The sequence below is a fragment of the Tomitella fengzijianii genome (genome assembly GCF_007559025.1).
Classification (GTDB): domain Bacteria; phylum Actinomycetota; class Actinomycetes; order Mycobacteriales; family Mycobacteriaceae; genus Tomitella; species Tomitella fengzijianii.
This window is the reverse complement of the sequence record NZ_CP041765.1, coordinates 2,440,713-2,460,244: the sequence shown is the minus strand read 5'-3', so window position 1 is coordinate 2,460,244 and position 19,532 is coordinate 2,440,713. Positions and strand designations below refer to the sequence as shown.

General features: G+C 72.6%; 19 protein-coding genes. 11 read left to right on the top strand and 8 right to left on the bottom strand.

What is annotated here, in order from left to right:
- Nucleotide 1 precedes the first annotated feature (1 nt).
- On the bottom strand, nucleotides 2-787 hold the full coding sequence (locus tag FO059_RS11175; protein ID WP_233267109.1) for a tyrosine-protein phosphatase: 786 nt from the start codon (nucleotides 785-787) through the stop codon (nucleotides 2-4).
- 104 nt (nucleotides 788-891) lie between these two features.
- Here FO059_RS11175 and FO059_RS11170 point away from each other — a divergent pair, with 104 nt between their 5' ends.
- Both FO059_RS11170 and FO059_RS11165 read left to right on the top strand, forming a co-directional pair.
- A complete protein-coding gene (locus FO059_RS11170; RefSeq protein WP_158726842.1) occupies nucleotides 892-2,088 on the top strand; it encodes a TMEM143 family protein in 1,197 nt (398 codons plus the stop codon).
- Nucleotides 2,089-2,201: 113 nt separating this feature from the next.
- Nucleotides 2,202-2,711, top strand: coding sequence for a macro domain-containing protein (locus FO059_RS11165; RefSeq protein WP_143908801.1), 510 nt, complete (start codon nucleotides 2,202-2,204; stop codon nucleotides 2,709-2,711).
- A 33-nt stretch (nucleotides 2,712-2,744) separates the two neighbouring features.
- Here FO059_RS11165 and FO059_RS11160 read toward each other — a convergent pair whose 3' ends face one another.
- The 3 genes from FO059_RS11160 to FO059_RS11150 all read right to left on the bottom strand — a co-directional run bounded on the left by FO059_RS11160 (nucleotide 2,745) and on the right by FO059_RS11150 (nucleotide 6,462).
- On the bottom strand, nucleotides 2,745-3,998 hold the full coding sequence (locus tag FO059_RS11160; RefSeq protein ID WP_143908799.1) for a globin domain-containing protein: 1,254 nt from the start codon (nucleotides 3,996-3,998) through the stop codon (nucleotides 2,745-2,747).
- Nucleotides 3,999-4,093: 95 nt separating this feature from the next.
- The gene (locus FO059_RS11155; protein ID WP_143908797.1) at nucleotides 4,094-4,600 is read right to left on the bottom strand and encodes a hypothetical protein; all 507 of its coding nucleotides are present in this window, start codon (nucleotides 4,598-4,600) and stop codon (nucleotides 4,094-4,096) included.
- 278 nt (nucleotides 4,601-4,878) lie between these two features.
- The gene (locus FO059_RS11150; RefSeq protein ID WP_143908796.1) at nucleotides 4,879-6,462 is read right to left on the bottom strand and encodes an adenylate/guanylate cyclase domain-containing protein; all 1,584 of its coding nucleotides are present in this window, start codon (nucleotides 6,460-6,462) and stop codon (nucleotides 4,879-4,881) included.
- Nucleotides 6,463-6,523: 61 nt separating this feature from the next.
- Here FO059_RS11150 and nucS point away from each other — a divergent pair, with 61 nt between their 5' ends.
- Complete coding sequence (gene nucS, locus FO059_RS11145; protein ID WP_143908794.1) at nucleotides 6,524-7,183, top strand: endonuclease NucS; 660 nt, start codon at nucleotides 6,524-6,526, stop codon at nucleotides 7,181-7,183.
- A gap of 31 nt (nucleotides 7,184-7,214) precedes the next feature.
- Nucleotides 7,215-7,514, top strand: coding sequence for a hypothetical protein (locus tag FO059_RS11140; RefSeq protein ID WP_199257166.1), 300 nt, complete (start codon nucleotides 7,215-7,217; stop codon nucleotides 7,512-7,514).
- A 63-nt stretch (nucleotides 7,515-7,577) separates the two neighbouring features.
- Here FO059_RS11140 and FO059_RS11135 read toward each other — a convergent pair whose 3' ends face one another.
- A complete protein-coding gene (locus tag FO059_RS11135) occupies nucleotides 7,578-8,735 on the bottom strand; it encodes a hypothetical protein (protein WP_210416597.1) in 1,158 nt (385 codons plus the stop codon).
- Between the two features lie 120 nt (nucleotides 8,736-8,855).
- Nucleotides 8,856-9,329, bottom strand: coding sequence for a methylmalonyl-CoA epimerase (gene mce, locus FO059_RS11130; protein ID WP_143908792.1), 474 nt, complete (start codon nucleotides 9,327-9,329; stop codon nucleotides 8,856-8,858).
- Between the two features lie 145 nt (nucleotides 9,330-9,474).
- On the opposite strand from mce, the gene FO059_RS11125 reads away from it, so the two are divergent.
- The 3 genes from FO059_RS11125 (at nucleotide 9,475) to FO059_RS11115 (ending at nucleotide 12,121) form a co-directional block, all read left to right on the top strand.
- Nucleotides 9,475-10,665 (top strand): acetyl-CoA C-acetyltransferase, encoded by a 1,191-nt coding sequence (locus FO059_RS11125; RefSeq protein WP_143908790.1) that lies wholly within the window; start codon nucleotides 9,475-9,477, stop codon nucleotides 10,663-10,665.
- 109 nt (nucleotides 10,666-10,774) lie between these two features.
- Nucleotides 10,775-11,170: a DUF3817 domain-containing protein gene (locus FO059_RS11120; protein ID WP_143908788.1), complete on the top strand. Its 396-nt coding sequence runs from the start codon at nucleotides 10,775-10,777 to the stop codon at nucleotides 11,168-11,170.
- A gap of 63 nt (nucleotides 11,171-11,233) precedes the next feature.
- The gene (locus FO059_RS11115) at nucleotides 11,234-12,121 is read left to right on the top strand and encodes a tetratricopeptide repeat protein (protein WP_235671088.1); all 888 of its coding nucleotides are present in this window, start codon (nucleotides 11,234-11,236) and stop codon (nucleotides 12,119-12,121) included.
- 51 nt (nucleotides 12,122-12,172) lie between these two features.
- Here FO059_RS11115 and FO059_RS11110 read toward each other — a convergent pair whose 3' ends face one another.
- Together FO059_RS11110 and glgB are read right to left on the bottom strand one after the other, a co-directional pair.
- Nucleotides 12,173-13,660 (bottom strand): neutral zinc metallopeptidase, encoded by a 1,488-nt coding sequence (locus FO059_RS11110; protein WP_143908786.1) that lies wholly within the window; start codon nucleotides 13,658-13,660, stop codon nucleotides 12,173-12,175.
- Between the two features lie 8 nt (nucleotides 13,661-13,668).
- The gene (gene glgB / locus FO059_RS11105; RefSeq protein WP_143908784.1) at nucleotides 13,669-15,888 is read right to left on the bottom strand and encodes a 1,4-alpha-glucan branching protein GlgB; all 2,220 of its coding nucleotides are present in this window, start codon (nucleotides 15,886-15,888) and stop codon (nucleotides 13,669-13,671) included.
- Between the two features lie 102 nt (nucleotides 15,889-15,990).
- Between glgB and FO059_RS11100 the strand changes: the two genes are divergently transcribed.
- From FO059_RS11100 to FO059_RS11085, 4 genes are all read left to right on the top strand, one after another.
- Nucleotides 15,991-16,812, top strand: a complete 822-nt coding sequence (locus FO059_RS11100; RefSeq protein WP_233267108.1) for an ABC transporter ATP-binding protein — start codon at nucleotides 15,991-15,993, stop codon at nucleotides 16,810-16,812.
- Nucleotides 16,813-16,880: 68 nt separating this feature from the next.
- Entirely contained in the window at nucleotides 16,881-17,687 is an 807-nt protein-coding gene (locus FO059_RS11095; protein WP_143908782.1) for an NUDIX hydrolase, read from the top strand.
- A 54-nt stretch (nucleotides 17,688-17,741) separates the two neighbouring features.
- Nucleotides 17,742-18,521, top strand: coding sequence for an enoyl-CoA hydratase/isomerase family protein (locus FO059_RS11090; protein WP_143908780.1), 780 nt, complete (start codon nucleotides 17,742-17,744; stop codon nucleotides 18,519-18,521).
- Between the two features lie 23 nt (nucleotides 18,522-18,544).
- Nucleotides 18,545-19,525, top strand: coding sequence for a class I SAM-dependent methyltransferase (locus FO059_RS11085; protein WP_143908778.1), 981 nt, complete (start codon nucleotides 18,545-18,547; stop codon nucleotides 19,523-19,525).
- The last annotated feature ends 7 nt before the right edge of the window (nucleotides 19,526-19,532 follow it).

Genomic DNA, 19,532 nt, shown 5'->3' with positions numbered 1-19,532 from the left:
GTCAGGCCGGCAGCAGCAGCCGCGTGCGCAGCGCGCCGCGCAGTTCGTCGTCGATTCCGAGCGCCTCGGACAGGTACGCCTCGAAGGAGCCGTGCACCGTGCGGGCCTCGTCCAGGGCGGCCTGCAGGTACTCCTCCCGCACTCCGAGCAGCGCCCGCAAGTCGGCGGGGTCGCCTCCCGCGGCCTCGTACCTGTCGAACGCGTCGGTGAGCGTGGGCAGGTACAGCTCGTTGGTGCGCAGGTAGTCGGTGCGCACCGACTGTTCGTCGGCTCCTACGGCGAACAGCACGATCGCCGTGCCCCAGCCCGTGCGGTCCTTGCCGCTGGTGCAGTGCACCAGGGCTGGTCGCGGATCGGCAGCGATGTCGCGCACCATCGTGCGGTAGGAGCGCACCGCGCTCGGGATGGTGACCATCGCCCGGTAGTTCTCGGCCATCATCTCCGCGGCCCGGCCTCGGCCGAGGGCCGCCTCGACCGCCGCGGGCGAGGAAAGGAAGTCCTGCATCTTGGTCGGGACGGCGGCGGCGATCTTGTCCGCCAACACGTCCAGCGGCACCACCGTCGCGGAGTCCGGGAGGTCGTCCGGCGCGTTCACGCGCTCCGTGTCGGTGCGCAGATCGAAGACGGGGCCGACCCCCAGGTGGGCGAGCGCGTCCCGATCCTCGGTGGACAGGGCGCTCAGCTCCGCGGAGCGGAAGAAGGCGCCCGGGCGGATGATGCGGCCGTCGACCGTCGCGATCCCGCCGAGGTCACGCCAGTTCCGGATTCCCGTGGGTTGTTCAGTCACAATGCGGATGCTACCCAGACCCCGCAGGGCGTGGTACAGGTATCGGCCGCTGTGCGGACGTACCCGTTAGGGTGAGTATCCGCAGCAGTATGCGAGGGGAGCCCGTGAGCGACGAGCGATTCATTCCGTTCCTCCGGTCGGAAGTGACGGCACTCTGTGCGGCGGACACCGCCCCCGGGGACCGCGACGCAGCGGCGGAGGCCACGCGACTGCTCGCGGGCGTCCTGCATCAGCGGTATCGACGGCGCCTGCGGGAGGTCGAAGCGGACTATTACCTGCTCCATCCCCCGGAGTACGCGCGCGGGGAAGAGCCGCCCGCGCCCGCCGCACGCGATCGGGCGCGCGCACGGCTGGGGAACACGCTCGCCGAGCTGGCGGACACGGCCGCGTACACCCGGATCCCGCAGGAGGAGCTCGCCGCGTCGCTGCGCTCGCATGCGCTACTGCGCGTCCGGATGGAGATCCCCGAGCAGACGCAGTCCGGTGCGGTGCTGTACCGGCGGGGCCGGGTACCGGCGACGGCCCGGGTGCGCACGTGGTGGGGGCTGCGGACGAAGGACATCGAGTACGAGCTGTATTCGCGCGTGCTGGTCTATGTGCACACGGCCGAGGTCACGGCGCTGAAGCTGTTCGAGGACGTCCCGCGCGACGACATCGAGATGCTCCTGCCGGGGGTCCGGCCGCGCATGCGGCTGGCGGACAAGCTGCTCATCGTCGTCCCGGCGCTGGTCTCCGGCGTCGCGCTGGTGGCGACCAAGCTGATCTCGGCGATCGGACTGCTGATTCTGCTGCTGGCCTTCTGGGTGGGGTTGCGGGATTCCCCGGTGCAGGTGAACCGGGGCGCGTTGCTGACCGTGGGCGCGGGCCTGGTGGCGCTCGGGAGCTACGTCGCCCGGCAGTACCGCAAGTACACGCGCCGTCGGCTGCAGTTCATGAACACGCTGACGGACAACCTGTACTATCGCAATCTCGACAACGATGCCGGAGTGTTCTACCGGCTTCTCGGGGCGGCCGAGGACGCGGACTACGCGTTGGCGATGCTCGCCTATCGGGAGCTGCGCGACGCCGGCGGCCCGTTGACCCCCCGGGAGCTCGCCGCTGCGGTCGAGGCCCGGCCCGAGCTGCAGCGGGGGAGGGAGTTCCGGTTCGCTGCGGACGACGCCCTGGCCACGCTCGAAGAACTGGGGCTGGCGTTCCCCGATGGCGCCGCCGGTGCCGATGGGGCCGTCGGCCGCCGCGCGGTGCCTCCGGCGCAGGCGCGCGATCATCTACGCCGGCTCTGGCATCAGTCCGCCGAGTGACCTGCGCCCATCGTCTGGGCCGGGCGCCGGCGACGCTGCGTGGTTACGGCCCGAATGGTGTGATCCGCGTTATATCGTGGTCGTGTTGACCTCTGCAAGGGGAGGGGGCGCGGATGCCTCTCATCGATGTGGCGGTGGCCGATGTCGCGAGGCTTACCGTGGACGCGGTGGTGGTGGCCACCGGCCCGGACCTGCGCGTCGGGGCGGGGCCGTCCGGATCAGTGCAGCGGCGGGCCGGGCCGGGCGTGCAGAACGCGTGCCGGTTGCTGCGGGAGACCACCTTCCCGCGCGGCCTGGACGTGGGATACGCGGTGGCCACCCCGGGCGGGGACCTGCCTGCGCAGTGGGTGATCCTCACCGTGGGGCCGCGGTACTCGCGCCGCGAGGACCGCTCGGGCGTCCTCCGCGACACCTACCGGCGATGCCTTCTGGTCGCGGAATCGGTGGGCGCGCGCACACTGGCCTGTCCGCTGCTGTCGTCGGGCGGCGGGGCCTGGCCGGAGGGCGACGCAGTCGATCAGGCCGTGCGTGCCATCGGCGAGGCGCGATGCGGGGTCGAGGTGGTCACCCTGGTGACCGCCGACCCGCGCACCGCGCGGCTGATGATGACCGCCCTCGAATGACCCCTGCCGGCGGGCGCGGAACGGCGCCGTCGGCTACGAGGCGGTGGACGCGAGGGCCGTGCCGCGGTCGGCGTCGTCCCAGGCCTCGGGTCCGAAGACCTCGCAGTGGATCGAATCCGCCGGCACGTCGCGGGCGATCAGCGACCGCCTCATCGACCGCATGAACGGCATAGGGCCGCACATGTAGACCGTGGTCCCTTGGTCGATTCCGATTCCGGAGACGTCCGCCCGGCCGCTGGCGACGGTCGGCGCGGCGGGACGGGCGCCGAGGTCCTCGTACCACCGGTGCAGCTTCGCAGAGGGGATGCGGCCGACGAGTTCCGTGATCTCCGCGCGGTGAGCGTGGTGCGACGGTGAGCGGTCGGCGTGCAGCACGGACACGGGCCGGGTACTGCCGGTATCGGCCAGGTGGTGGAGCATGCCGATCATCGGGGTGCAGCCGATGCCCGCCGAGACGAGCATGACCGGGGAGTCGCCGTCGTCCAGGACGAGGTCGCCGAACGGCATCGACACCCGCAGCGTGTCGCCTTCGAAGACGTTGCGGTACAGGTGGTTGGACACCTCGCCTTCGGGAGTCCCGACGCCGTCCGCGAGCGCCACCGCGGGCAGGGCCTTGACGCTGATCTCCCAGTGCGGGGCGCGCGGCGCGCCGACGAGGCTGTACTGCCGGATCTGCTGCGCGCCGTCGGGGAGCTGCACCTGCACCGACACGTACTGGCCGGGCCGGTGCTGCGGGAGCGCCGCACCGTCGCCCGCCGCGAGCGCGAAGGTGACCGTCTCCGCCGATTGCTGGACACGCCGGACCACCTTCAGCTCGCGCCAGACGTCACCGGGCTCCACTCCGGCCTCGGCGTAGAGCCGGTCCTCCTCGGTGACGAGGCACTGGCCCATGTCCCAGTACAGCTCGTCCCATGCCGCCGCGACGTCGTCGGTGAGCGCATCGCCGAGCACCTCCGCGATGGCACCGAACAGATGCTTGTGGACGATCGCGTACTGGTCGGCGGTGATGCCGAGCGAGGCGTGCTTGTGGGCGATCCTCGAGATGATCGACTGGGCGCGCTCCGGATCCGTCCCCGTCCGGATGGTCGCGTACGCGGCGATCGCACCGGCGAGCGCCTTCTGCTGCTCGCCCTGGCTCTGGTTGCCCCGGTTGAACAGGTCGCGTTCGAGCTCCGGATGTGCGGCGAACATCGACCGGTAGAACAGCGGAGTGACATCGCCGATCGCACCGGCGACCGCGGGGAGTGAAGCGCGGATGACCTGAAGATTCTGCGGTGAAATGCCCATGGCCTGAATCTATTTGGGGCACGGGTGTCCGTCCATAGATTGTGACCGGGAATACTACGAAGTGTAGTAGCAGGCGTCCGCCCGGGCGGCGGCGCTCAGTGGGCCGCCCGGCGCCGCCCCTCCGCCAGCAGTAGAAGCTCGGAGCGTGCCAGGGCGAGGGGGTCGTATCCGCCGGTGGTCGCGTGGATGTCCCGCGCGAGCTCGACGAGGTCGAAGTTCTCGGTGACGCCCGGCCCGTCGGCCAGCATGAGCAGCCCGATCAGGCGCGTGCGGCACCCCGCGAGGCTGTCCTCGTCGAAGAGCGCGGGATCGTAATCGTCGTCGATGGGGACGTCGCCGAGGCCGGAGTCCTCATCCAGCTCGTAGAGGATGGGGACCCAGCGGTTGCCCGCCAGCGCGCCCCGGTGAGAGGACCAGTCGATCCGCGCATCGCTGCGGGCAATGCCCTCGAAGGTCAGCCACAGCAGGCCCGGATCATCGTCGGGCGCGGCGGTGCCTGCGGTGAGCTCCGCCGCGTGCTGAGCGAGCATGATCTCGTAGAACGCGGTGTTGGACGCGTTGCCGTAGTTGTAGCCGGTCTCCGCGTCGATCTCGAAATCCATGTCGTTCCCTCCTGGGCCGTGCACCGCAGTCCGCACCGTCGCCGAGCGATCGCCGGGTCTGCCGCAGGGCCTGGGTCGCTGCGGGGGTCAAGCCCTGCGGCAGGGGCGCGTTCGCTGCAGAGCCCGGGCGTCCGCATCTACCGTGGGCGGTGATCGATCGATGGTGGGCGGTTTTCGGCCGGCCGCTGTGGTGCCTATGACGTTGATTGTGCACCGCGTCACCGACAGAACGCCCGGAATCGGTTCCTGGCCGCGTGGTTCCGTGTCCGCTGAACGGCCTAATTTTCGGTCGTCGCAGCGCTGTCGCACGGGACGAACAACGAGGTGGGGGCGGCGCGCCCGCGCAGTTCGGCCTCGCCGTCCGCCCGCCACAGCCGCCGCTCGTCGGCCGTCGCCCCGCGCCACGTCGCCCCCGCTGCGACCGTGTGCCGGTCGAGTCGCTTCGCGTACTCGGAAAGCCGGGCCGCCTCGTTCACCGCATCACCGATCACGGTGTACTCGTAGCGGCGGTGCGCACCGATATTGCCGGCCACTGCGGTGCCGTAGGAGACCCCGATGCCCGCGGCCAGCTCGGGCACCTCCGCGCGGAGCCGGTCGCCGATCGTCCGAGCGGCCTCGAGGGCCGCAGTGCAGGGGTCCGCGACGGGCGCCGGGGCGCCGAACACGGCGAGGGCCGCGTCGCCTTCGAACTTGTTGATGAGCCCGCGCCGGAGGTCCACCTCGTCGACGACGACGGCGAAGAAACGATTCAGCAGCGCGACCACCGTGGCGGGCGGCCGATGGGCGGCCAGCGTGGTGGATCCGATGATGTCGACGAAAAGCACGGCGACCTCGACCTCGCGCCCGGCCGCGTCGAAATCGCCGGACAGCGCGTAGTCGGCGACCTCGTGCCCGACGTGCCTTCCGAACACCTCGCGGATGCGCTCGCGCTCGCGCAGCCCGCGCGCCATCTCGTTGAAGCCGCGTTGCAGCTCGCCCAGCTCGGTGCCGTCGAAGACGACCGCCTCGGCGTCCAGGCGGCCCCGCTCGACCTCGGCCATCGCCGAGCGGACCGAGTTGATCGGGGCGAGGGTGGACGCGCACACCAGCAGGGTCAGCAGCAGCCCCACCGCGAGGGTCACGCCGCCCAGGGCGAAGACGGGGACCGCGAGGTCCTCCAGGGTGTGCGTGCCCACGGTGAGCGTGGTGACCGCGATGATCATGAGGCCCAGCACCGGGATGCCCGTGCCGATCAGCCACGCGGCCACCATCCGCGTGGTGACGCCTGTGTGGCGCACGCGGGCGGGTGGTGCGGAGGCCAGGGCCTGGGCGGCGGTGGGACGCAGGGCGAACTCGCTGAAAAGATAGCTGGTCGCGCAGGTCACGGTGCCGGAGAAGACGACGGTGAACGCGATCGGGGCGGCGTAGTCCAGGTCGCGGGTGGCGTAGGCGGCCGTGAGGATCGCCGCGCTCGCGTACCACAGCACTGCCTGCCGGACGGTGATGCGGAACGGCATCGCGAGCGTGGTGCGCAGGTCCGCGGCGGTTGCGGGTTCACCCCGGACCGCCCACCGCAGTTGCCGCAGCGAGCCCCGGGTGATCCAGATCAGCCCGATGGCGAACGCGGCGATGGTCACCGCGGGCACCAGCGCGAAGTCCAGCACCCACATCCGCGACGCGAACACGGGCGGTCCCGGGACGACCACGGCGATCAGCACGATGGCGGTGGCGGCGCCCACGAGATTGCAGGTGAGCAGGACGACGGTGAGCAGCGTCTGGACCCGGACCCGGCGGCGCACGGCCGACTCGTGGCCCGAGCCGAGGATGCGCGACCCCAGCGGCGCGCGTGCGCGCCGCCTGACTTTTTCCCTCCCCGCCTGCATGGTTGCCGAGCATAGGGGAGCGGGTCGCCGCGTGCGGGGCGGCGGGACTTAAGGTGGTCGGGTGCGTCTTGTCATCGCCCGTTGCCAGGTCGACTACAGCGGCCGGCTCACCGCCCACCTGCCCATGGCCCGTCGCCTGCTCATGCTCAAGGCGGACGGCTCGATCAGCGTGCACGCCGACGACCGCGCGTACAAGCCGCTCAACTGGATGACGCCCCCGTGCTGGATCACCGAGGCGGACGGGGAGTGGACCGTCACGAACAAGACGGGCGACACCTTGCGCATCCTCATCGAGGAGATCGAGCACGACTCCACGCATGAGCTCGGCGAGGATCCCGGCCTGATCAAGGACGGCGTCGAGGCGCACCTGCAGGAGCTGCTGGCGGAGCATGTGACCACGCTCGGCGACGGGTATTCGCTGGTGCGCAGGGAGTTCCCCACGGCGATCGGCCCCGTGGACCTGATGTGCCGGGACGACGGGGGCGGCTCCGTGGCTGTCGAGATCAAGCGGCGTGGGGAGATCGACGGGGTCGAGCAGCTCACGCGCTACCTCGAACTGCTCAACCGCGATCCCCAGCTGGCTCCGGTGCAGGGCGTCTTCGCGGCTCAGCAGATCAGACCGCAGGCGCGCACGCTCGCGGAGGATCGGGGGATACGCTGTGTCGTCCTCGATTACGACGAACTCCGCGGCATCGAGAGCGACGAGTTCCGGCTGTTCTGAGCGCAGCGCGCCGGACGGTTAGAATCGGCCGGTGTCCAGAAGGAAGCATCGCCGGGGCGCCCCGCGCCCGGCGGCCCCGCTGCGCGTAGACCCGCTCGCGCGCGTCGAGCCCGGCCCGGGCGGCGCGGACTTCCACGTCCGGCAGATCCCGGCCGCGCGCGCGGCCAAGCGCTACCGGTGTCCCGGATGCGACCACGAGATTGCGCCGTCGGTGGCGCACATCGTGGCCTGGCCGGAGGACGCCTTCGGCGGCGCCGACGAACGCAGGCACTGGCACTCGGGGTGCTGGCGATCCCGCCGCACCCGCGGCGTCACCCGTCGCTGGTCGTGAATCCCGCAGCCCGTGGGTCCCGCGAGTGGGACGGCCACGGGCCCCGGCCTCCGTGGCGCGGGATCAGCGCCGCGCCCGCGCTGCATCGGCGCGACGTCCCGGATCGGTCTTCGGGGCCGAGGAATCCGGGGCGGCCGGGGGCTTTCCGGCGGGCCGGGCGGACGTCGCTGTGGCGATCGTGCGGGTGGAGGGCTCATCGCGGCTCGCGCTCCCGTCCTTGCCGGCCGCATTGCGCTCGGCCCGGTCCACGGGCTTTCCCGCGCCCGGCGCCGCCTGCCCGCCCGATCGGGCAGGAGCCTCCGGGGCCATCCCGGCCGGCTTCTGGGCGGCGGAGCCCTGCCCGCCCGGCTTCTGCCCGGCGGGTGCGGGCTCGCCGGATCCCGATCCGTCCGAGCCGCGGTCGGCATGACCTTCGTACCAGTCGAAATCGGACTCCGCCGGAGCGCGCTCCGCCCGGACACGGTCGTGCACGGCGGAGACGTCGTCGAGCGAGGATCGCACATCCATCAGCTGCTCCAGCGCGTGCGCGCGCATTGTGCGGAGCGATTCGAAATCGGCCCGGGCGCGGGTGATCCGCCGGCCCGCCTCCTGGGTGGCCGCCTTGATGCGCCTGTCGGCCTCGGCGGCCGCGACCCGCTTGGATTCCTCGATGTGCTTCTGCAGGTCCTCGTAGGTGCGGTCGCGTCGCACCCGGGCCTCCTCGTCGAGGCGGTCGCGTTCCGCCTCGGCAGCCTCGAGCGTGCGCCCGGCCTGGGTGCGGGCGAGCTCCATCGTGTGCTCGTGCTCGGACTCGAGGGCCTCACGACGGCGCTCGAGGTCACGCAGACGGCTCTCGTGCCGGGTCCGCAGTTCGTCGGCGTCCTGGGCGGCCACCGACCGGATTTCGGCGGCCTCGGCCTCCGCGCGCGCACGCATCTCGGCGGTCTCGTCCGAGGCCAGCCGCAGCATGCGCGAGATGCGGTCGCTCATGCCCTCGGCGGTGGTGGGTGGCACTGAGAGCCTGTCGATCTCGCTGCGCAGCTGGTCGATCTCATCGCGCGCGTCATCGAGCTGCGCGGCGAGGTCGCTCGCCTGTGCGGCCGCGGCGTCCCGGTCGGTGGCGGTGAGGCGCAGCTCCGCGTCGAGACGGCGCAGAAACTCGACCACCTGGTCGCGATCGTAGCCCTTGCGCACGATGTCGAAGCGGTTGGAGAAAGCCGACGGATCTGGCGAGTACGACATGCCTGCCACGGTACCGCCGGGAGGCCCGGCGGCGCCGGAGGCGCGGGCGGATCGCCCGGCGGGGGCACGGTCCGTGACCTCACCGTGCCCGGGTCGTGACCCGCCCGTACCCCTCGTGCGTCAGTGCGCGGCCGCCGCGGGCTCCACCAACTCGATGAGCACGCCGCCGCCGTCCTTGGGGTGGATGAAGTTGATGCGCGAGTCCGCGGTGCCGTGGCGCGGGGCGTCGTAGAGCAGACGCACCCCCGCCTGCCGGAGCTCGGCGGACAGGGCCTCGACGTCGGTGACGCGGTAGGCGAGCTGCTGCAGCCCGGGGCCGGACCGGGCGATGAACTTCGCGATCGCGCAGTCGTCGTTCAGGGGCGCGAGGATCTGGATCGCCGTGTCGGTACCGAAGGCGGTGCCGGCGGGGGAGAGCATCCCCTCGCGGACGCCCTGCTCCTCGTTGACCTCCTCGTGGGCCAGGACGAGGCCCAGGTGGTCGCGGTGCCACTGGACGGCGGCGTCGAAGTCGGGGACGGCGATGCCCACGTGGTCGATCGCGGTGACGTAGCGCCCGGTGATGCTGCCCGCAGTGGCGGTGTTCTCAGTCATGGCCTCGACGGTATCGTGACGGGGGGAGCAGCCGTGCGCGCCCACATGCCTTCCGCGGCCGAGTCGCCCCGGAACCACCGATCGGGGCACGCCCGTGTCGGGGCAGGGGGCGCGCGGGCCGCAGTCGACCGCGAGAGGATTCGTCGTGAGCAGTTCAGTCATCGTCGCCGGAGCCCGAACCCCGGTGGGGCGCCTGATGGGCGCGCTCAAAGACTTCTCGGGAGCGGATCTCGGCGGATTCGCCATCGCCGGGGCGCTCGAGAAGTCGGGGGTGCAGCCGGACCAGGTCGAGTACGTGATCATGGGCCAGGTGCTCACGGCCGGCGCGGGGCAGATCCCCGCCCGGCAGGCCGCGGTCAAGGCCGGGATCCCCATGAACGTCCCCGCACTGACGATCAACAAGGTGTGCCTTTCCGGGCTGGACGCGATCGCGCTGGCGGATCAGCTCATCCGCGCCGGCGAGTTCGACGTGATCGTCGCGGGCGGGCAGGAGTCCATGAGCCAGGCCCCGCACATGCTGCTGGGCAGTCGTGCCGGGGTGAAGTTCGGTGACACCGCGCTGGTGGACCACATGAATCGCGACGGTCTCGAGGACGTGTTCACCGGCCAGTCGATGGGGCTGCTGACCGAGCAGAAGAACGACTCCGACCCGATCGTGCGGGAGGACATGGATGCCTTCGCCGCCGCATCGCACCAGAATGCGGCTCGCGCATGGAAGGACGGATTGTTCGCCGACGAAGTCGTGCCGGTGTCGGTGCCGCAGCGTAAGGGCGACCCGGTCGAGGTCCGCGCGGACGAGGGCGTCCGGGCCGATACCACCGCAGAATCGCTCTCCCGGCTGCGCCCGGCCTTCCGCGCCGACGGCGCCATCAGCGCGGCGACCGCCTCGCAGATCTCCGACGGCGGCTGCGCAGTGGTGGTCATGAGCAAGGAGAAGGCGCAGCGGCTGGGACTGAGCTGGATCGCGGAGATCGGCCGGCACGGCGTCGTCTCCGGTCCGGACGATTCGACCCTGCAGGAACAGCCGGCCAACGCGATCGCCAAGGCCTGCGCGCGGCAGGGGATCGCGCCGGGGGACCTGGACCTGGTCGAGATCAACGAGGCGTTCGCGGCGGTCGGCATCGCCTCCACGCGGCAGCTGGGCATCGACCCGGCCAAGGTCAACGTCAACGGCGGCGCCATCGCCATCGGCCATCCGCTGGGCATGTCCGGCGCCCGCATCGTGCTGTCGCTCGTCAACGAGCTGCGCCGGCGCGGCGGCGGGGTCGGCGCCGCGGGCCTGTGCGGCGGAGGCGGCCAGGGCGACGCCCTGATCGTCACGGTGCCGGGGCAGTAGCGCGCGCTCGCACAGGCCGCCCGCCGGACCCGGCGGGCGGCCTGTGCGTTGGCGCACATCACAGCACGGGGGCGTGTCCGCGCGCGCACCGGCCGGGCACAATGGGAGCATGGCCGACTTCTTTGACCTCTCCACCCCGGCGAAGCGTTTTCGCCTCGTCGCCTTCTGGGAGGCGGTCACCTGGCTGATCCTCCTGATCGGGATGGTGTTCAAGTGGGGGTTCGGTTTCGACGCGGCCGTCAAGATCCCCGGCATGCTGCACGGGATCACCGGCTTCATGCTCTTCGTGCTGGTCACGTTGATCACTGCGGGCGCGCTCAAGTGGAACGCCAAGGTCACGCTGCTCGCGTTGATCTCGTCGGTGCCGCCCTTCGGCACCATCGTGTTCGAGCGCTGGGCGGTGCGCAACGGACTGCTCGCAGAGCTGTCGCAGGCACCCTCGCAGGCCGAGGCCGGCGAGCAGGACGGTGACGAGCAGAAGGACCAGGCCGGGGCGCGCGCCTGAGCGTGCGCTCGTGGCAGACTTGCACCCGTGACTAGTCCAGGTTCCAGGCCCCCGTCCGCGTCGATGGCGGCAGCGATGTCCGGTGCGGTGGATCTCGCCGGGCTCGCCCAGCCGCAGCGCCCCCCGCAGGAGCAGCCCCCGGCGGGCCCCGGCGGCATCCGTCCGGTGGTCGCCGTCGGTGAGGCCGACTTCGAGGCGGAGGTCCTGCAGCGCTCCATGCAGGTGCCGGTGATCGTCTCGATCGGCGCGGCCGAGTACCCGCAGTCCGTGCAGCTCGACGCGACGCTCGAGAGCGCGGCGGTGGCGGCGGCGGGCCGGTGGGTCCTGGCCACGGTGGACATCCACAACGCGCCGCGGATCGCTCAGGCTTTCGGGGTCCAGTCGGTGCCGACGGTCCTCGCCGTCGCCGCGGGCAGGCCGGTGGACGCCTTCGCCGGGGTGATCTCCGAGGCCGAGCTGGACCAGTGGATCTCCGGCATCCTCGACGCCACCGCGGGGCAGCTCTCCGGCCCGCCCCCGGCGGAAGGGGAGGAACCCGCCCGCGACCCCCGGCTGGTCGCTGCGGAGGACCTGATGGACGCGGGCGATCTGCCGGGCAGCATCCAGGCCTACGAGAACATCCTCGCCGAGGAACCCGGCAACGAGGAGGCGGGCGCGGCCGTGCGGCAGCTGCGTTTCCTCGTGCGGGCGCAGGACGTCCCCGGCGACGCCGTCGACGCGGCGGACGCCGCGCCGGGCGACGTGGACAAGCAGCTCCGCGCGGCGGACGCCCAATTGCTCGCGCAGCAGCCGGACGCCGCGTTCGGCCGGCTCATCGCGGTGGTGCGCACCGGCGCGCCGGAGGACAAGGCGACGGCCCGTGCCCGCCTGCTCGAGCTCTTCGACCTGTTCGATCCGGCGGAGGAGCACGTCATCCGGGCTCGTCGGGACCTGGCCAACGCCCTGTACTGAGCGTGAGCCGCCCGGCACCGGCCCGGTCGTGGTCGCCGGCCGGAACCGGCGTCACGGATACATGCTGCGGCAGGCGTGCACGCCGCCGGTGAAGCCGTCGCGGAATGCATCGAGCCGCGCGAATGCGCTCGGCACGGTGGCGCCTTCGACGTCGGCGGCGATGAGGCCGCCGTCGAGCAGCCCCGCCACCGCCTCGTCGAGATCCCCCGGGCGCAGGCGGAGCCGGCCGGGGTCCGCCGCCCCGCCGCCGGTGCCGCCTCCCAAGTAGGCGGACCACGCCCCGGTCATGCAGGCCGTGCGTTGCGCGGCCTGCTCTCCGGTCAGCGTCGCGCTGCGGCGGTCCGCGGCGGCGAGCGCGTACCGCGACGCGACCGCGCTGAGCGCGGTGAAGTCCCCGCTCAGTCCCTGCCGCCCGCCGTCCGCCGCGGCCACCAGCCCGGGAAGATCGGCGGCGACGGCACCGGTCTCGGCGCAGTAGGTCGTCGGCGAGGTGTGCCGGGCGCATCCGCCGGCGGGGTCGGCGATGTCGGGTTCGGGGAGCTTCGCGTCGGGCAGCATCGCCGAGAACGACGCGGCGACCGCTGCGAGCGCGTCCTGGTCCACGGGCCGCGGCGCGGGATCGCCCGCGCCGAGCGCCTCGAGCGGCACCGCCACCCGGCCCTCGTCCACATCCGCGGCGTCGATGTCCGCGCACGCCGACGCGGATCCGGCGAAGCCCTGCTGGAACGCGGTCACGCGCTCGAAGGCGGACCCGTGCTCGGAGCCGCCGAACTGCGCGGCGTCGGGGGAATCGCGGATACCGACGAGAACCGACAACGCCGATTCCAACCCGTCGGTGGTGTTCATGGTGAAGCGCTGGGAGCCGCCCTCGGCGACGTGGCGCATGAACACGCCCGCGTAGCAGTCGGCCTGCTGCTCGAGCACGATCGTCGGCGCCTGCGTGGTACGCACCCCGGTCTGGTACTGCACCACGTGTCCGTACTCGTGGGCGAGCACCACCACGGGGGCGAGGTCGCCGTACTCCGCGACGAGATCCGACATCAACGGCCCGCGGTCCCAGCCGATCTCGTTGCGGGAGCGGCAGAAACCGGCGTTGGCGACCCCGGCGGTGGGCCCGCCGCAGAAGTCCGGGCCCTGGGCATGCCGGTCCGCCGAGTCCCACGAGACGTACCGCGCGACCGGGGTGAACGGGCGGTGGAAGTCCCGGGGGAACGTGTCCGCCCAGAACCGGCCCAGGTCCTCGACGGCGCCCGCGGCGATGGTGTCGAGGGGACCCGATGTGCCTCCGGCCACCTGCACGCGCGGAGCGGGAGCATCGGCGCGCGGCCCGCTGGGGCCGTGGGTGATCGGCATGCCCGCGACGGTGTCGGGTGCGGCGGCCTGCGGGCGGGCCGTGCCGTCGGTGGTGACGGTGCATGCCGACGCCGCGGCCACGAGCGCGCACGCGGCCGTCGCCACGGCCGCCCGCGGAAAAGTGGTCGGCGGACGGCGGGCGCGCAGCCGTGCGCCTGCGCGAGCTCGCGGGGGGCGCGTCGGCATGCTGCTCCTCAACGGGGTGATCCGTCCGCAGGCTCGCGGACCAACCACACGGTACTGCGGGCGGGCACGGCGACGCGGATGCGGCGCGTGCCGGCGACGGCGGCCGCCCGCCGGCCCGCCTGCCCGCAGGCGCCGGCGTCGAGGACGATCCGCCAATCGCCGGCGAAGGGCGCGCGGAGCGAAGCGTCGACGTGGTCGGCGGACATGTTCGCGACGCAGATCAGCGCGGCCGAGTGCTCCGGGTCCCGCGCCGTGTGCCGGGCGAACGCGAGTACCGGGGGCGTCACGGTCGCAGGCTTCACGGTGACCCCGAGCCGCGTGAAGCCGCCGGGCGTGCCGTCGTCGAGCCACAGGGCCGGCATCGACCGGTACAGCACGTTGAGCCGGGCCACCAGATCGCGCACGCCGACGTGGAGCGGGTCGCGCAGCTGCGCCCAGTCGGGGCCGTAGAGGTCGGACCACTCGGTTTCCTGGCCGTACTCCTGCCCCATGAACAGCAGCTTCTTGCCCGGGTGCGCCCACATCGTCGCCAGTGCCGCGCGGACCCGGTCGGCGCGGTCCTGCGGCGGCCCGGAGAACCGTTGCCACGGAGTCCCTTTCCCGTGCACCACCTCGTCGTGGCTGATCGGCAGCACGTAGGACTCGTCGCAGGCGTAGTCGAGGGTGCGCGCGGCGCCGGCCGGGGCGCCGACGGCGGGCAGCGGCCCACCGGCGCCCAGACTGTCGTGCAGCCACCCGAGATTCCACCGGAACGTGAACCCCAGCCCGCCCCGGGCCACCGGCGCGGTGGTGCCGGGCCGCAGCGACGAGTCCTCGGCGATGAGGCTCACGCCGGGGTGCCGCCGGGCCACCGCGGCGGTGAGCTCGCGCAGGAAGCCGACGGCGGCGAGATCCTCGCGTCCCCCGCGGGCGTTCGGCGTCCAGCGTCCCGGCCGGCGCGAGTAGTCGCGGTACAGCAGCGAGGCCACCGCGTCGACGCGCAGGCCGTCCAGGTGGAAGCGTTCGATCCAGTACAGCGCCGAGGACAGCAGGAACGAACGGACTTCAGGCCGGGCGAGGTCGAAGGTGAGCGTTCCCCAGTCCGGGTGGTCGGCGCGCAGCGGGTCGTCCGGCTCGTACAGCGCGGCGCCGTCGAAGCGGGCGAGCGCCCAGCCGTCGCGGGGGAAGTGTGCGGGGACCCAGTCCGCGATCACGCCGATGCCGGCCGCGTGGAACGCGTCGACCAGCCTGCGCAGCCCGTCGGGGTCGCCCAGGCGGGCGGTGGGGGCGAACTGCGACGTCACCTGGTACCCCCACGATCCGCCGTAGGGGTGCTCGGCCAGCGGCAGCAGCTCCACGTGGGTGAAACCGAGGCGGGCGACATACGGCACGAGTTCGGCGGCGAGCCCGTCGTAGTCCAGCCCGGGGCGCCAGGAACCCAGGTGGACCTCGTAGGTGGACATCGGCCGCCGCCGCGGGTCGGCGGCGGCCCGGCGCGCCTGCCACGCGCCGTCGCTCCACCGGTGCCGCTCCGCGGTGACGCGGGAGGCGGTGTTCGGGGGCGCCTCCGCCCACTGTGCCATCGGGTCGGCGCGGTCGGTGAGGGTGCCGTCGGCCGCGCGGATGCGGAACTTGTAGAGCTCGCCCGGGCCGACGCCGGGGACGAACACCTCCCACACCCCGGTGCCGCTCAGACGGCGCATCGGGGCTCCGAGCCCCGTCCACCCGTCGAACCCGCCGATCACCGAGACCCCCCGCGCGTGCGGGGCCCACACGGCGAACGCGGTGCCGGACACCGCGCCCGTGGGAGTCCCCATCATCGTCGGGCGCGCGCCCAGCGACTCCCACAGCCGGCGGTCCGTGCCCGCGGCGAACCTGCGCAGCGCGTCCTCCGAAACAGTGGCGGCCATGGTGTAGCCGTCGGGCACCACGTAGGTCCGTCCGGGCGGATAGGTGACGACGAGCCGGTAGTCTTCGCCGGCGGGTACCGGGAGGACTGCGGCGAACATGCCCGGGTGCGCCCCGGCGCGCCGACCTTCGGGGCGGGGATCGACGGGCGCGAGCGGGTGCAGCGCGTCCGCGGTGCGCACCGACACCGCGACGGCCCCCGGTTTGAGCACCCGCACCAGGGTGCCGCAGGGGTGCGGGAAGGCGCCCAGCACGGAATGCGGATCCGGGTGTTCGTGGTGCAGGACGCGGACCAGCGCGGCGGCGTCCCGGGGCGGGGGCGGTGCTGGCCGGCGGGTCATATCGGTGCGCTTCCGGGTGCGGGCGGTCGGAATCGGACAGGGCGGCACGGGGAAGTGGACACCGTCCGCGCCCCCGATTCCCCACTGGTCCAAGATGGGGGTGTGCGTGAACCTGATCCTGATCTTCTCATCGACCTGCAGGACGTCCACCTGCGCCGCGGCGGCGCCACCCTCGTCGGACCGCTGACCTGGCGCGTGGAGCTGGACGAGCGCTGGGTGGTGCTGGGCCCCAACGGCGCGGGCAAGACCTCGCTGCTGCGTCTGGCGGCGGCGCAGGAGTTTCCGTCGGCCGGCTCCGCGCACATCCTCGGCGAGGTGATGGGGCGGGTCGACACCGGCGAGCTGCGCCCCCGGATCGGCCTGTCGTCGTCGGCGCTGGCCGCCCGCATCCCCGGCGAGGAGAAGGTGTTCGACCTGGTCATCTCGGCCGGCTATGCGGTGCTGGGGCGGTGGCGGGAGACCTACGATCAGATGGACGTGGACCGCGCGCACGAGCTTCTGGAGAGCCTCGGTGCCGAGCATCTGGTGGACCGCCAGTACGGGACGCTGTCCGAGGGCGAACGCAAACGCGTGCTCATCGCCCGCGCTCTGATGACGGACCCGGAACTGCTGCTGCTGGACGAACCGGCGGCCGGTCTGGACCTGGGCGGGCGCGAGGACCTGGTGGCGCGGCTCGCGGTGCTGGCGGCGGACCCGGACGCGCCCGCGACGGTGCTCGTCACCCATCACGTCGAGGAGATCCCGCCGGGGTTCAGCCACGCACTGCTGCTGAGCGAGGGCGGCGTGGTGGCGCAGGGGCTGATCGACGACGTGATCACCGCCGAGAACCTGTCGGCGGCGTTCCGGCAGTCCATCGCGCTCGACAGGGTGGACGGACGGTACTTCGCCCGCCGCAGCCTGGCGGCCGGTCGCCACCGGGCTTGAGCCGGGGCCCAGGGGCGCATCGCCGGAACGACCGAGCAGACCCGCAGCACACCCGAGGAAGGTCCCATATGCCGTTGCCGCTGAACATCGACCCGGACGCCCCCGTCCCCGAGCCCAAGGACGCGTCCACCGTGATGCTCCTCCGTGACGGTGCCGAGGGCATCGAGGTGTTCCTGGTGCGCCGGGTCGCGGGCATGGCCTTCGCGGGCGGGATGACGGTGTTCCCCGGCGGCGGGGTGGACCAGTCGGACTCCGACGCCGCGCCGGCCTGGGCCGGCCCGGATGCGCAGTGGTGGGCGGGACGGCTCGGCGTGGACGAGGCCCGCGCGCGCCGGCTCGTGTGCGCCGCGGCGCGCGAGACGTTCGAGGAGTGCGGCGTGCTGCTGGCAGGGGAGCGGCCCGGCACCGCCGTCGTCGACACCGCGCCCTACGCCGGTGCGCGTCCGGAGCTCGAGGGGCACCGCTACGGCTTCGCCGAGTTCCTCACCCGCGAGGGCCTGACGTTCGACACCGAGCTGCTGCGGCCGTGGTCGCACTGGATCACGCCGATCGGGGAGAAGCGCCGCTACGACACGTACTTCTTCGTCGCGGCGCTGCCGGACGGTCAGCAGGCCGACGGCCAGACCTCCGAGGCGGCGGAGGTGCTTTGGAGCACGCCGGCCGCGGCCATCGACCATTGGCGCGCCGGCGGCTCGATGCTGCTGCCGCCCACCTGGTCGCAGTTGGACACGCTCGCGCAGTTCGATTCGGTCGCGGCCGTGATGGCCGCCGAGCCGGAGATCACCACCGTCCAACCGGACCTGGTGCGCACCGATTCCGGCTGGCGCGTCGACTTCGACGGGGGCGAGCGGTACCTGGAGGCGATGCCGCGCTGACCGTGCCCGCGGGTACCGGACAACCGTCCCCGGGGCGGCGGGTAATCTGCGTGCATGGCTGAATTCGTAACGCTCGAGGTCGATGCTGGCATCGGCACGATCCGGCTGGACCGACCCCCGATGAACGCACTCAACCGCCAGGTCCAGCGTGAGCTGGTGGCGGCGGCGCGCGAGGCCGACGAGCGCGACGACGTCGCCGCCGTCATCGTCTACGGCGGCGAGAAGCTCTTCGCCGCCGGCGCCGACATCAAGGAGATGGACGGCATGACGGCGGGCGAGATGGACCGCCTGGCGCTCGGCCTGCAGCGCTCCATCGGCGTCGTGTCCGAGATCGCCAAGCCCACCGTCGCGGCCGTCACCGGCTACGCGCTGGGCGGCGGGCTCGAGGTGGCGCTGAGCGCGGACCGCCGTATCGCCGGCGACAACGCCAAGCTGGGCGTGCCGGAGATCCAGCTGGGCATCATCCCGGGCGGCGGCGGCACGCAGCGCCTGGCCCGGCTCGTGGGCCCCGCGAAGGCCAAGCAGATGGTCTTCACCGGTCGGCACGTGGGCGCGGAGGACGCGCTGGCGATGGGCCTGGTCGACGAGGTCGTCGCGCCGGACGACGTCTACGAGGCCGCCCGCCGCTGGGCGGGGCAGTTCGTCGGCGGCGCGGGACGTGCCCTTGCGGCCGCGAAGGCGGCCATCGATGAGGGTCTCGACACCGATCTCGACTCGGGGCTGCGCATCGAGGCGCGCCTGTTCGCCGCCTTGTTCACCACCGAGGACCAGAAGATCGGCATGCAGTCGTTCGTCGAGAACGGTCCCGGCAAAGCCGAATTCACCGGGCGCTGAGCGCCGCCGAGGAAGGCCGAAGCATGACCGTGAACCCCATCGCCGGGACGTCGGATCCGGCGCCCCACCCGCACGCCACGGCCGAGGAGGTCGAGGCCGCCTACCAGGACACGAAGCTGGCCCAGGTGCTCTACCACGACTGGGAGGCCGAGACCTACGACGACAAGTGGTCGATCTCCTACGACGAGCGCTGCATCGAATACGCGCGCGGCCGCTTCGACAAGGCGGTGCCCCAGGCGGATCTGCCGTACGGGCGGGCGCTGGAGCTGGGCTGCGGCACGGGATTCTTCCTGCTCAACCTGATGCAGAGCGGCATCGCGGAGAAGGGGTCGGTCACCGATCTGTCGCCCGGCATGGTCAAGGTGGCGCTGCGCAACGCCGAGAACCTGGGCCTCGACGTCGACGGCCGGGTGGCGGACGCCGAGACCATCCCGTACGACGACGACACTTTCGACTTGGTGGTGGGCCACGCGGTGCTGCACCACATCCCGGACGTCGAGAAGTCGCTGCGCGAGGTGCTGCGCGTGCTCAAGCCCGGCGGTCGGTTCGTCTTCGCCGGCGAGCCGTCCACGGTGGGCGACTTCTACGCGCGCTGGCTCAGCCGGGCCACGTGGGCGGCGGCCACCAACGTGACGCGTCTGCCGGGGCTGGGGCAGTGGCGGCGCACGCAGGAGGAGCTCGACGAGTCCTCGCGCGCCGCGGCACTGGAGGCGGTCGTGGACATCCACACCTTCGATCCCGCGCATCTGGAGGACATCGCGCGCTCGGCGGGCGGGGAGGACGTCGAGGCTGTAACCGAGGAATTCGCCGCGGCGATGCTGGGCTGGCCGGTGCGCACCTTCGAGGCGGCGGTGCCCCCGGGGCGGCTGGGCTGGAGCTGGGCACGGTTCGCCTTCGGCGGCTACAAGCGCCTCACCTGGCTCGACGAGAACGTCCTGCAGCGCTTCGTGCCGCGCTCGTTCTTCTACAACGTGCTCATCACGGGCGCCAAGCCGCAGGGCTGACGCCGCA